At 43.5% G+C, this 14,488-nt stretch carries 8 protein-coding genes; 7 read left to right on the forward strand and 1 reads right to left on the reverse strand.

What is annotated here, in order from left to right:
- Window positions 1–79 precede the first annotated feature (79 nt).
- The 7 genes from R2Q66_RS21515 to R2Q66_RS21545 all read left to right on the forward strand — a co-directional run bounded on the left by R2Q66_RS21515 (window position 80) and on the right by R2Q66_RS21545 (window position 13,574).
- Entirely contained in the window at window positions 80–1,759 is a 1,680-nt protein-coding gene (locus R2Q66_RS21515) for a GMC family oxidoreductase (protein WP_316753105.1), read from the forward strand.
- 4 nt (window positions 1,760–1,763) lie between these two features.
- Window positions 1,764–2,324, forward strand: coding sequence for a gluconate 2-dehydrogenase subunit 3 family protein (locus tag R2Q66_RS21520; RefSeq protein ID WP_316753107.1), 561 nt, complete (start codon window positions 1,764–1,766; stop codon window positions 2,322–2,324).
- 107 nt (window positions 2,325–2,431) lie between these two features.
- Window positions 2,432–3,160: a ThuA domain-containing protein gene (locus R2Q66_RS21525; protein ID WP_316753109.1), complete on the forward strand. Its 729-nt coding sequence runs from the start codon at window positions 2,432–2,434 to the stop codon at window positions 3,158–3,160.
- Between the two features lie 62 nt (window positions 3,161–3,222).
- Window positions 3,223–6,198 (forward strand): LamG-like jellyroll fold domain-containing protein, encoded by a 2,976-nt coding sequence (locus R2Q66_RS21530; protein WP_316753111.1) that lies wholly within the window; start codon window positions 3,223–3,225, stop codon window positions 6,196–6,198.
- A 34-nt stretch (window positions 6,199–6,232) separates the two neighbouring features.
- Complete coding sequence (locus tag R2Q66_RS21535; protein ID WP_316753113.1) at window positions 6,233–8,557, forward strand: hypothetical protein; 2,325 nt, start codon at window positions 6,233–6,235, stop codon at window positions 8,555–8,557.
- A 189-nt stretch (window positions 8,558–8,746) separates the two neighbouring features.
- Entirely contained in the window at window positions 8,747–11,194 is a 2,448-nt protein-coding gene (gene galB / locus R2Q66_RS21540) for a beta-galactosidase GalB (protein WP_316753115.1), read from the forward strand.
- A 22-nt stretch (window positions 11,195–11,216) separates the two neighbouring features.
- On the forward strand, window positions 11,217–13,574 hold the full coding sequence (locus R2Q66_RS21545) for a hypothetical protein (protein ID WP_316753117.1): 2,358 nt from the start codon (window positions 11,217–11,219) through the stop codon (window positions 13,572–13,574).
- On the opposite strand, the gene R2Q66_RS21550 is transcribed toward R2Q66_RS21545, so the two are convergent.
- Window positions 13,575–14,474: an AraC family transcriptional regulator gene (locus tag R2Q66_RS21550; protein WP_316753119.1), complete on the reverse strand. Its 900-nt coding sequence runs from the start codon at window positions 14,472–14,474 to the stop codon at window positions 13,575–13,577.
- Window positions 14,475–14,488: the final 14 nt, after the last annotated feature.

A 14,488-nucleotide genomic window follows, 5' to 3' on the forward strand; every position in this document is an offset into this window, starting at 1 on the left:
AGGATAAGTGCGGAAAAGATTTTAAAATAAATAACACACAAATTTATTTATATGAATGAAATTTTAAGGAGCGCTGATTATGGAAAATAACAGCTATGATGCAATTGTTGTTGGGTCTGGAATTAGCGGTGGTTGGGCCGCTAAAGAACTCTGCGAAAAGGGGCTGAAAGTACTGATGTTAGAAAGAGGAGGACCTTATGATCATGTTAAAGATTATAAGACTGCTCAGAAAAATCCCTGGGAACTGGAGCACCGTGGTCGCACTACTCAGGAGCAGAAAAAGAATTATCCGGTGATCCACCGGGGCTGGGCAGCTGCCGAAGAAGTTATGGACGGCTGGGCAAATGAAAAGGACTGTCCTTACACGGAAACCAAGCCTTTCACCTGGTGGAGGAGTTACCGCATGGGTGGTCGCTCTATCTTATGGGGCAGGCAATCTTACCGTTGGAGTCCGATGGATTTTGAGGCCAATGAGAAAGATAATGTTGGGGTTCCCTGGCCAATCGGCTATGATGATCTGGCACCATGGTATGACCATGTAGAGAAATTTGCAGGAATCAGCGGCTCTATTGAGCAGCTTCCGCAGTTACCTGATGGTCAGTTTTTACCGCCGATGGAGTTAAACTGCGTAGAAAAAGACATCGCTGAAAGAATAAAAAAAGAATACCATGATAAAAGGCACCTGATTATCGGGCGGGTGGCCAATCTTACTGCTGCAATTCCTGGCAGAACAAAATGCCAGTTTAGAAACAGATGCTGGGAAGGATGCCCTTTTGGGGGGTATTTTAGTACGCAATCTTCTACTTTACCTGCAGCAATGAAAACCGGAAACCTTACTGTACGCCCTTATTCCCTGGTAAAGGAAGTTTTGTATGATAAAAATACAAAGAAAGCCACTGGCGTAGAGGTTCTGGATACGGAAACAAATCAAACTTACGAGTTTAAAAGCAAGATCGTTTTCCTTTGCGCTTCTACCTTAAATACAGCCTGGATATTGATGAACTCCGCTACCGGTGTATGGCCAGGTGGTATGGGCAGTAGCAGTGGCGAATTAGGGCATAATGTGATGGATCACCACTATAATATTGGTGCTTCCGGAACAGTTGAAGGATACGAAGATCAATATGTATACGGCAGAAGAGCCAATGGATTTTACATTCCAAGGTTTGTAAATATAGGTGGAGATAAAAGAGATTACCTGCGTGGTTTTGGGTATCAGGGAGGCGCTGGCCGACAAGGCTGGGGCAGGGAGATTGCCGAATTAAACCTTGGCGGTGATCTGAAAGACGCTTTAACCGAGCCGGGTCAATGGACTGTTGGTGCAACCGGCTTCGGCGAAATACTTCCTTACCATGAGAATAAAGTTTCCTTAGATAAAAATGTGAAAGACAAATGGGGACTTCCTGTCTTGAACATGGATGCGGAACTGAAAGATAATGAGCTGAAAATGCGTAACGATATGTTGGAAGAGATGCGCGCCATGTTGGAAGCTACAGGTGTTAAAAATGTCAGTACTTACGATGGCGGTCATGCTTTAGGACATGGAATCCATGAAATGGGAACCGCAAGAATGGGCAGAGATCCTAAAACCTCGGTTTTAAATAAATGGAACCAGGTCTGGGATTGCACCAATGTGTATGTGACCGATGGTGCCTGTATGACCTCATCCGCCTGCCAGAATCCTTCGCTTACTTATATGGCTTTAACCGCCAGAGCAGTGGATTATGCGGTCTCTGAATTAAAGAAAAATAACAGCTGATCTTATGGATAGAAGAGAACTTTTAAAAATGATCGCATTGCTGACTGGCGGTGCCATGATTGGTGGAGATATGCTCCTTACGGGCTGTAGTGCTGATAAAGAAAAAATTAACAGCTTGTTTAGCTCGCAGGATCAGGAGTTTTTAGACCTGGTTGCAGATACGATGTTGCCTGATACGGCTAAAAGTCCGGGGGCTAAGGCCGCAAAAGTAGGTTCATTTATGACCGTTATCGTAGCCGATTGCTATCCCGAAAAGGATCAGAAAGTTTTCCTGGAAGGGATGGCTAAACTGAATGCTGCCAGCGAAAAAATGCATGGTACCGCGTTTATCAAAGCCACCGATCCGCAAAGATTAGCGCTGATCCATGCGCTGGATAAAGAGGCAAAAGACTACCAGGCCAATAAGGAATCACCAACACACTATTTTACAATGATGAAGCAACTGGCCTTCTTCGGATATTTTACTTCTGAAATAGGTGCCACGCAAGCCATGCGCTATGTTTCTGCACCTGGCCGTTTTGAAGGCAGTGTTCCTTATAAAAAAGGGGATAAATCCTGGGCCTAAAATTATCGCTATTTTAAAAAACAACCTAAGTAACGATCCTCAGCTGACGTCTTGTAAATTACAGCAGCTGAGGACCGTTACCTGACCATTAACAAAAATATACTCCAATGAAAAAGTTAATTATATTATTATGTTTTATTTCGGTGTCCTTAGTTTTACGAGCCGCCAATATTAATCCTGCAAAACCACGTATTTTGGTGTTCTCCAAAACGCAGGGATTCAGGCATTCAGCCATAGAAGTGGGCAAGGCTGCGATCATGAAATTAGGAAAGGAAAACGGCTTTTTGGTGGATACCACAGAAAATGCGGCTTACTTTAACAATGACGGATTGAAAAAATATGCTGCGGTGGTGTTTTTATCAACTACAGGCGACATATTTAATCCGGCACAAAAGGCAAGTTTCGAAAAATACATCCAGGCAGGTGGGGGATTTGTTGGCGTGCATGCGGCCACAGATACCGAATACGGTTGGCCATGGTATGGCAAATTAGTAGGTGCTTATTTTGTAAGTCACCCTAAACAACAGATGGCTACGTTAAACGTGATCGATCGTTCCCATATTTCCACTAAACACCTTCCGGCAGTTTGGACGCGTAAAGACGAATGGTACAATTTCAAGGATATTAATAAAGACCTGAAAGTATTGATCACGATTGATGAGAAATCTTACACCGGTGGCATCAATGGAGAACCGCATCCTATGGCATGGTACCATGTTTATGATGGCGGCCGTTCCTGGTATACCGAACTCGGACATACCGAAGAATCTTATACTGACCCGCTTTATCTGAATCACTTACTAGGTGGTATCCAGTATGCTATTGGTCGTAAATAATATTTTTAACTATTCTTAATTTATCCTTATTGATGCCTTGTTTTAAAAAAATAAGCAAATGTATGCTGCTGCCTCTTGTTTTACTTTTTACACAGGCCGTAACTGCAAATGCACAGCAACTGATCAGCGCCCATTACAATATGGGGCGTTCAGGTGCGATATCTTATGCCAGCTCACCTGATCTATTGAAGGATTTGAGCGGTAAAGGACACGATTTAAAAAGAAATGGACAACCGGTGTTTTTTGCGGATGCGCCGGCAGATAAAAAACTAAATGGGGAAGGGGCGATCTCTTTCAAAGACCAGGGTAGTTATAGTACGGCTGCACTGCCTGATCAGTCGGCCGGGCCATTTGTATTAGAAGGATGGTTTCAAGCCAATAACCGCCAGCGAGGGCAGCAAGGTACCGGAAATAAAGGAGCCGCTATGGCTTATGGGGATGATAAATCAGGTTATATCCTGCTGCAAAAAGGAGCGCAATGGCTGCTGCTAATCGATGGAAAAGAGGTTCCTGTTGCCATTGCAACAGTAAATCCGGGAACATGGATTCACATCGCAGTGGTAAATGATGGTAAAGCCGTTTCTGTATTGGCAAACGGTATAAAGGTGCTCGATAAATTGCCTCAGGCTAAATCGATAGCGCCTAATTTCTCTATTGGAGCGTTGGCTAAACAGTATTATTTTGATGGATTAATCTATGAAATCAGACTAAGCACCTTGAATAAACTGAAATTTGATGCAGCTAAACATTTGTTATATAACGGCAAACAGCTGGCAAAGAAGCAAAGAGAAGCAACCGTGGAGCAAAAGGCATTAATGGAAACACTGGAGAAAAATCCAGCCATTGTGAAGGTGAAGGATTTTCCGATGGCCAATCCAAATCCAGCAGACTGGTTGGTTCATCCCGTAAATACTCCTGTGCAATTGTTCCTGAAAAAAGGATCAGATCAGCTATCCGCAAAGCTATTGCTGACTAATGGTCTACTGAGCAGGGAGTTTTACGTTGCAGAAAACCTTGCCTGTGTAGGCTTTAAAAACGAATATAATGATGCCCAGTATTTAAGAGCGATCAAACCCGAAGCAAGGGTAATGATCGACAGCACATGGTATGATATCGGTGGATTGAGCGGGCAACCAGAGAAATCCTATCTCATGGAGAGCTGGTATCCGGATTTAATTGCTGAACCTTCCGCTTTTCGTTTTACTGGTATGGAGGTGATCAAGCCGGTTGCCCGGTATCCATGGCAGCAAAAATACAACGCTGTTCATGCAGACTGGCCACCTAAAGGGCTTCATGTGTTAATGCACTATCAGGCACCCCGTACTAAGCAAAACTGGAAAGATCAGGTGCAGGTTACTGTCCATTACGAATTGTATGAAGGCATGCCTGTCATCGCCAAATGGCTAACCATTAAGAATAATACCGATTCCTCTTTTGTAGTGCGCGAAACAGAATGTGAGGTTTTAGCCATCAATCAGGATCAGGTAAAACGCATTCATGTGGAAAGTGATTATTCCTTTGCACTGGCCAATGCAGATCGGGAAGGAGGAGCGCTGATGCATTACAAAGAAGCGCCACCAGCTTATCAGACTGGTGAAAGTACCACTTCCTGGAGGATTGATGGGGAATACCATACCTGGGCGTCCCACAATCAGGCAGAAGATAAATTTCTGGGTTTCCCACACCATAATTTACTGGTTAGCCGGGTGCCAATGGGGCCATCGGAAACTGTAAATAGCAATGCCGAATTTACTTCTTTTACCACTTTTGAGTTGTTGCAGGACAATGACGACCGCGAGCGGCAAAGTCTGGCACACCGTAGATTCTACCGGAAATTAGCGCCACAGGTTACCGAATCTTTAATCACCGGAGGAATTACCTCTCATGACAAGCCAACGCTTAAAAACTTCATCAACCAAATGGGAGAACTGGGATTTGAAAGACTGGATGTGATGGCCTGGCCAGGTATCGCTCATGATAACCTGGATACTGCCTATGTGGCTTTATGGAAGGATATTGCCGCTTATGCTAAGGCTAAAGGTATTGTAATGGGTGGATACGAATTGCAGGTGGCCTCCAGAGGCAGAGGCGCACAATACGATTGCATCGATCCGGTAACCCAAAAACCAGGTAGTTTATTCGGACAAAGTGTGTGCATTGCCAGTGATTGGCAAGATGTATATTATACCAAAATGTGGGAGTTTTTCGACAAAACCGGTCTGATGACTTTCAATATGGACGGGCCATATCATGGCGATGTATGTGCCGCTACCGACCATAAATATCACCATAACCTTTACGATTCTCAATGGCAACAATGGAAACAACAGGTACGTGTACTTCATGAACTGCAACGTAGAAATATGTATGCGCCAATTCCGGATTGGTATTTTCTGAATGGGCAATCGGCAACAGGAATGGGCTATCGTGAAGCCAGTGCCAACTTAACGCCACAACAACAGTTGCTATTAGGACGTCAGTATATTTATGATGGTACCTGGCATAAAGCACCAACCATGGGCTGGATGTCCTTACAACTGGTTGGTTTTTATACCAATGATTCGAGGGTAGGTTTAGAACCATTGGCCGATAATCTTGACCGTTATGAACTTGCTTTATTCCAGCACCTGGCCAGCGGCTGCCAGTTCACGGTGAGGGGGAACCGACTTTACGATACGCCTGAAACTAAGGCTATGGTTGCCAAATGGCTCAACTGGTTTAAGAAACATCGGGCAATCCTGACTTCTGACATCATTCATGTTTCCCGGCCAACGGGAAGAGATCTGGATGCCATGCTTCATGTTAATGCAGATTTGGAGGAAAAAGGGATGTTGGTGGTGTTTAATCCAACCGATAAGGCCATTTCTAAACAAATGAAGCTGCCTTTATATTATACCGGAATCAAGGGAGCAGCGGCTTTAACAGATCAAAATGGTGTCATTAGTAGTTTAGCGCTCAATGAAAATCAAGAGACTGTGATTAATTTAAGTATTCCTGCCGGAGGATTTAGCTGGTTTACCATCAAACAGAAAAACTAATTCAGGGGCTTTATGCTATCCTAAAAACTCAAAGATGAGCAAGATAAAATTAACACTGATTTGTATAGGCTTCCTATGCTTTGCCAATGGAATGCGCGCATTAGCGCAGGAAAACCAGCGCTCGTTTAATCAGTTCTTAAAACAATTAAATGGGTCATTAAACTGCGCTGTAAAAGAATTTAATGGAACGGAATTACTTAATGAACAGGTGTTTCAGGGTAATTCCCTGAAGACAAAAACAGGTGATTGGCGATTGCAGCTAAAAGCAAACCCGGTCTCCGGACGTCCCGAAGTGATGGAGCTTTCGGCCTCCTTTCAGTTGAATACAGGTGTCGCTAAAGCCTCCGCAGTTTCCGTTTCTTTTGATTTTTCGAACTGGAATCCAAAAAACTATGTGCTGGTTCCCGCATCCGTTTATAACGGCAATCGTTACCGCTCCATTGGAAATGGATATGAGCCTGCCTATCCAAAAGATATGTATTATAATCCTGATGTGCCATTGACCATTTCTAACAATCCCAGACTCTCTGATCAACCAGGATCCGCTTCTTTGATTGAACTGGAAACTGGCAATGCGGCAACACCGGCCATGTGCTTCTTTTCGGAAAAGGAAAAGAAAGGGTTTATCGTTTTGACTACCCAGCAGACCCGATTGGGAGGGAATGGATTAACTATTGCAGAGAACAACAAAAAAGACAGTTGTGCTTTCAGTGTCTCTGCACCGGCAGTTCGTAAAATGGCTGCGGGTTTTGGTGATTTTCATTTGAGTAATGATCTGGCGCCGGACTGGAAGGCCGGTGAGAAGTTGAAACTGGTATTCCGGGTTTACGTTTTCCAAGCCTCCAATATTCCTGATTTGTTAAAGAAATTTATGGAAGTCCGTAAGGAACTTTCCGGAGCAAATAACCCAAGAAATATATTGCCAATGAGCAAGTTATTCGAGGCTGCTACCGATATCTGTAAAGGGAACTTTGTGGAGGTTCCCGCTGGTGCTTATTATAAGCCTGAAAACAACATGGATTTTCAGCTGGGTTGGGTGAGCGGGATGATGAATACTTATCCAATGCTAGCCCTTAATGATAAAAAAGAACGGGATCGGGTCATTGCTGAACTGGATTTTGTAGTGAAAAAGCTGCAAGGGAAAAGCGGATATTTCTATGGCGGAATTAAAGCCAATGGAGAGTTGAGACCAGAGAAGATGAACGCGGATTTTAAGCCCCTTCAGGCGATGGTGAGGAAAAATGCAGATGTGCTATTATGGCTGATCAAACATATGGAATTACTTAAAGCCCAGGGCTATTCAGCAAGCGTTAAACCGGAATGGGAAAATGCAGCTAACAAACTTGCTGCTGCATTTGTCCGCAACTGGAAAAAAGACGGAGAGTTTGGTCAGTATATTGCTCCGGAAACCGGCGAAATTGCTGTGTTTAATTCTACGGCAGGGGCAATTGTGCCTGGAGGTCTGGCCATGGCATCAAATTATTTCAAAAATAAAGAATGGATGAAAGTGGCACAGGATGCGGCCAGGTTTTATTATAAACGGGATGTGGAAAAGCAGGGATTAACAGGTGGCCATTGTGGCGATATCTCGCAAGACGCGGATTCGGAATCTGCATTTGGCTTCCTGGAATCATTGATGGCTTTGTATTATTATACCGGTCAGCGGGAATGGTTAGATAAAGCAGAAGTTCAGGCTGCATTAGGCGCTACCTGGACATTCTCTTACGATCCTGTATTTCCTGAAAATAGTGCGATTGGGAAACTAAAAAGCAATATGGCTGGTGCGATCTGGGCAAGTATCCAAAACAAACATGCTGCCCCTGGTATTTGTACCGCTTCGGGTGATTATCTTTTTAAGTTATTCCGGGCGACAGGTAATATCAGGTATGCAGATTTAATCAGGGATATCCAACATGCTCATGCGGAAGCGGTGAATATGCCGGGACACCCCACTACGAATGGTCAGACGGGCTCTTCCATGGAAAGGATTCAACTCAGCGATGCGGAAGGGAAAAGCAGCATCGGTAATTTTATCAATACCAGAAACTCCTGGACAGAAACCAACGGCATGCTGATGGCCATGGAATTGCCGGGGATTTACCTGAATATGGATCAGCAAAAGGTTTATGTTTTTGATCATGTTAAAGCAGAGATTCAGCCGGGTAGTCCATCCGGAATCATCCTTCAACTGAGCAACCCTACAGCTTATGATGCCAGTGTCTCACTCATGGCTGAGAACGACAGGCAGGCTTTAAAGCCATTGAGCTATACTGCATTTTTAAACTGGACTAAGGTAGCGGTTAAAGCAGGGGAGTCAGTTAAAGTATTGGTTGATTCGAAGGGGGTAACCCGATTGTAAATAGTTGTTTAATCCATCTAAACCAGTGGATATTCTATTTTTCTTCGCAGAGAAACAACCTAGTTTTATTAAATATATTTAAGATAAATGAATTGCAAAAGATCTTTTTTTAGAATCCTATTCCTCTTACTGATACCCGGTACTATAAGTTTTCAACTAACCTTCGCGCAAAGTAAAGCTATTGAAAGAATGGGGGCCTCGAATACCGTTTCCTTCGACCAGGGTTGGTCATTTGCCCGATATGGTTTACAACCGGATGGTACAAGGAGAGCCGAGCCAACTGGCCTGGAGGCTCCGGCACTGGAGGAAGATGGCTGGCAAAAATTGAACTTACCACACGACTGGGCCATTACCGGTCCTTTTAGGATTGAACTGGATGGCTCAACCGGTAAACTGCCCTGGAAAGGAATTGGCTGGTATAGAAAACATTTTACCCCAAGCAAAGCCGATGCAGGGAAACAGATTTTCGTAGATTTCGATGGTGCTATGGCCAATGCTAAAATCTGGTTAAACGGGAAATACGTTGGCACCTGGCCTTATGGATATACTTCATTTCGTATGGATTTAACACCTTTTCTGGAGTTCGGAAAGGAGAATGTGCTGGCCGTTCGTTTAGACACAGAAACCTGGGATTCGCGCTGGTATCCTGGTGCAGGGATTTATCGCCACGTATGGCTCGTAAAGACAGATCCGGTCCATGTGGGCCATTGGGGGACGTATATTACAACCCCTGAAGTATCTGACCAGAAAGCCGTAATCAACATAGAAGCAACGGTAAATAATCAATCCAAAAAAAGCACAAAAGCGATCGTACGGACTACTTTGTTTGAACTCGATGCTTCGGATAAACCCGCTCGTAAGGTAGCCACAGCTCAGGATATTAAGATAGAAATGAATGCCGGAGAAAATAAAGTAACCGCTTCAAAAGCAAGCATCCTGAAACCTAAACGCTGGAGTATTGAAAAACCTCATCGTTATGTTGCGCAAACCAGTATCCTGATCAATGGAAAAGTAGTGGATACTTATTTTACGCCATTTGGTGTCAGAACAATCGAGTTTACGGCTAACAAGGGATTTTTATTGAATGGGAAACGTGTTCAGATTCAAGGAACCTGTAACCACCATGATTTAGGTGCACTTGGTGCTGCTTTTAACCTCAGCGCTTTAACACGCCAGCTGAAATTGTTAAAAGAAATGGGCTGTAATTCTTTGCGTACTTCACATAATCCACCAGCTCCTGAATTACTGGAAATGGCCGATAAAATGGGCTTCCTGGTTTGGGATGAAGCTTTTGATGCCTGGAAAAAAGGAAAACGTAAAAACGATTACAACAAGATATTTGAGGAATGGCACGACAAAGATCTAACCGCATTAATCCATCGTGACCGCAATCACCCTTCTGTTTTTATCTGGTCAATAGGTAATGAAGTGATGGAGCAACAGGATGTTAAACTGACTAAGCATCTGGCTGATATCATGCGCAGGGAAGACCCTACACGCCCGGTTTCTAATGGCTATAACGATCCCGATGGTGGCCGTAATTCGGGTGCGGTAGTAGGCCTGGATTTAATGGGTGTAAATTACTTTTTTAGTCAGCAAGGGAAATGGGATGCCGATCCGAGATATGCCAATAAACCGACCTTAGGCAGCGAAACTTCTTCCTGCGTCAGCTCCCGTGGTGAATACTATTTTGGCGGTACGGAATACAAAAACTGGCAGATTACTTCTTATGATGTGGCCAGTCCGGGCTGGGGTTGTTCTCCTGATGAGCAGTTCAGAACCAATGCTAAATACCCTAATTTATTAGGTGAATATGTCTGGACAGGTTTTGACTATTTAGGGGAACCTACACCTTACAATTCCGATGAAACCAATCTTCTTAATTTCCGGACTGATGCGGGTAAGAAAGAAGAGTTGGAGAAACAACTCGAGGCCATCCGTAAAAATAACCCGCCATCAAGAAGCAGTTATTTTGGGATTATTGATTTAGCGGGTTTCCCTAAAGACCGCTTTTATAGCTACCAGGCACATTGGCGCCCCGATTTCCCGATGGCACATATTCTGCCACACTGGAACTGGCCGGAGCGTATTGATTCAATTACACCGGTACATGTGTACACCTCTGGTGATGAAGCCGAACTGTTCTTAAACGGTAAAAGCTTAGGACGTAAAGTTAAAGAGCCGGGAAAAGATTTCCGACTGGTTTGGGATAAAGTAAGCTATAAGCCGGGTGAGCTTAAAGTGCTGAGTTATAAGAATGGAAAACTTTGGGCAACCGATGTAGTGCGAACTACTGGCGAAATGAGCAAACTTGCACTTTCAACTGACCGGCCGGCTATTCAATCCGGAAAAGAGGACCTCTGCTTTATTACGGTAAAAGTGATGGATAAAGCAGGATTGATGGTACCAAGGTCTAATCCAACGATCCACTTTTCCATTGAAGGACCTGGTGAAATCGTCGCTACAGATAATGGGGATGCCACCAGTTTTGTCTCTTTTCAAAGTCAGGACCGACCAGCATTTAACGGAATGGCATTAGTCATCGTGAAAGCAAAAAAGGGGGCTAAAGGTATGATTACCGTTAAGGCAGAAAGTAATGGCCTGACCACTGGAATCAGCAAGATACAAGCACAATAAACCAAATATAACCAACGAAAACATGTACGTTAAACAGATTTCTACTGTAATTCTATTTTTACTGCTCTGCGCTAACCTGAGCGCGCAACAAATCAACTTAAAGTCACCAGATCTAAACCTTGCAGTTTCCCCAACCGGGCAAATCACGGCAATGTTGAACCCTAAAACCAATAAAAATTACCTGGCTCCGGGAGTAAAAGCTCCTTTATTGAAGATTCGTACCGCTAATGACTGGGAAGAACCAGCTAAAGCTGTTTTCAATCCAAAATCGGGGATCATGACGCTGGATTTTGCCCAATCCAAAATCTCGGCCGACATCAAAGTGACGCAGAAAAAAAGCCATTTGGTTTTTGAATTAACCGGCCTGAGCGCAAAAGATAAAGTGAAAGCCATATCCTGGGGTTCCTATCCCACCATTATCGGGCAAACCATTGGGGAAGTAATCGGCGTAGTTCGTGATGGCGAATATGCCATCGGACTCCAATCCTTAAATGTAAAAACTATTGGAGGTCTCTTGTTAAATGACGGAGGAGCAGACGATTCCAGAGGCTCTGTGGCGCTAACTCAGGCTTATGGGAGTAGTTTGCAGGCCTTCAGTCTTGATCGCTCCAAAGCAAGGAAAACCACGGTCTGGACGCAGTACCCGGATATGCCGGTTAGCGCTATTCCCGGTGAAACCACCATTGGTTCAAAGATTGCTGTTTTTGGTTGTCCTGAAAATCAAGTGCTTTCCCGAATTGGGGTCATTGAAGTTGAAGAAGGTCTTCCTCATCCTTTAATTAATGGCGTTTGGCATAAGCAATCACCTGAAACCGGAAGAGCCTACCTGATTGGTGATTTTGATGAATCCAATATCGATGCCATGCTGGATTATACCAAACAAGCAGGACTGATGTCGGTGTATCATGAAAGTCCCTTTTTATCCTGGGGGCATTTTGCACTGAATCCAGTCAGCTTTCCTAACGGGAATGCCGGTATGAAAACCTGTGTGGATAAAGCCTCAAAAATGGGAATCCGTATCGGTGTACACACGCTGAGCACCTTTATCAATACAAATGACCCTTATGTTACGCCGGTGCCCGACAAGCGTCTGGCCTTAACCGGTTCGTCTATATTAACTGCAAATATCAGCCCTGATGCTACGGAAATAACGGTCGAATCTGACCAGTATTTTAAGAATCTAAAGCCAAGTACTTTACATGCGGTACAGATCGGGGAGGAAATTATCCGCTTTCGTACCGTGAGTACTACAGCTCCCTTTAAATTACTGGATTGTCAGCGTGGCGCTTATGGCACAAAAGCAGCTGCTCATGTCAAAGGAACAGCAGCAGGGATGATGATGGATTATCCTTACAATACGCTCTTCCCTGATTTCAATCTTCAACAGGAAATCGCAGGGAATTTAAGTCGGTTTTTTAATGAGACCGGTGTTTCACATATGGACTTTGATGGCCATGAAGGATGTTTTTCTTCAGGGGAAGGTGATTATGGAATGCAGGCTTTTGCAGATAAAGTGTTAAAGGATACCAAACATACGGTGGTTAACGGAACAAGTAGATCAAGCCATTATTATTGGCACAACTGTTCTTACTGGAACTGGGGAGAACCATGGTATGGCGGCTTTAGGGAATCTCAGGGGGATTACCGTTTAGAAAACCAGCCTTTCTTAGAAAGGAATTATATGCCCAATATGTTGGGATGGTTTTTACTATCGTCCACCACAACAGCAGAAGATATCGAATGGATGATGGCAAGAGCTGCTGGTTACAATGCCGGTTTTGCATTGGTAGCCCGCTATAAAAACCTGCAGAAAAATCCGAATACCAAAGAATTATTAGCCCTGATCAAACTTTGGCAGGATGCCTATAGATCAAAGATTTTCTCTCCTGATCAATTGACAAGATTGAAGAATCCTGAAAACGATTTTCATCTGGAGCAGCACAATAAGGGCTGGAACCTTTACCCCTTTAAGAAATTCAAATTTGAGCATGCTAAACAAGTGCTTCAACCCGGACAACCAACCTTTTCGGAATGGAATTTCGTAAATAATAATGCGGAACAACCCCTTAATTTCAGTCTTACTTTTATGGGCAAAGAAGGTGTTATCAGTAATCCCTGGATAGAATTGGATGGGTATTTTAAGCTGGAATTGCCGGGCGAATATGAAGCAGGAAATTCCATTGTCTGCAACGGAACAACGATAAAAATTTACAACAGCAAAGGTGGCTTTAAGCAGGAAGTTGCCTTGAAACAAGCCATTCCAACCTTGAAGCCAGGAAAACATACGATCAAATTTGATTGTGGCTTCCCTGAGGAAACAGAACTGACCAATAGGTTTGTCGTTAAAACGATCAGTAAGCCGGAACTGATTGCCAAATAGTTAATCCTGGTTACTGATGGTGTTTATTTTCCGGTAGGCAATTGGAGACATCCCCATTACTTTATTGAAAATCCTTGAAAAGTAATAAGGGTCTGAATAACCAATACTGGAAGCAATTACTTTGATCCGAAGGTCTGTCAAGGCTAAAAGCTGACAGGCCTTCTGTAATTTAAGTTGTATAAAATAATCGATTGCGGAGACCCCTGTTTTCTTCCTGAATAAATTTTGAAAATGGGAAACGGAATAAGAGAATTCCATAGCTAAATCTTCCACACTGAGTTTTTTAGCTAAGTTGGCTTTCATGTAATCAATAATTTTATCGGTTAATTCAGGGTTAGGCGTGGAAATTAACTCCGTGTTTTTCTTTGGAAAGAGAAAATTAGCGATAAAATAATATAAGGTTAAATTGGCATAAGTGAGGTTCTCCGCACTGTAGCCATTTTCCAGGCAATTGTACATGATGTTCCATAGCTTTAGTTTATGCTCATCAAAAGGGATGGTTTTAGGGCTGAAACAGTCACAGATGGAATCATTTAAGTCTGGTAATTTGCTTCCGGTAAAATGAACCCAGTAAATCGTCCAGGGATCAGCAGGGTCGGAGGAATACTGGACGTGCTCATCGGTTGCCGGGATAATAAAAAATTGATTTGGACTGACTTGATATTGCACTTTGCCAATACTAAATGACCCTTTGCCGTCTATACAATAGATGAGAATATTATCGGCGCAACCCTTAGGTCTATTCCGATAATGTCCTCCTGCTTTTGGGAAATAACCAATATGAGTGATGTATAATGAATTTAAGAAATTTAGGCGATCAGGATTATGTTCATATATGAATTTGGGTAAGCTAATTAGCTTTTCGCCATTAAAGCCGTCTTTTTTTTTAGCGATGATCATATCTGGTTGTGATT

The sequence above is a fragment of the Pedobacter gandavensis genome (genome assembly GCF_032677645.1).
GTDB classification, from domain to species: domain Bacteria; phylum Bacteroidota; class Bacteroidia; order Sphingobacteriales; family Sphingobacteriaceae; genus Pedobacter; species Pedobacter gandavensis_A.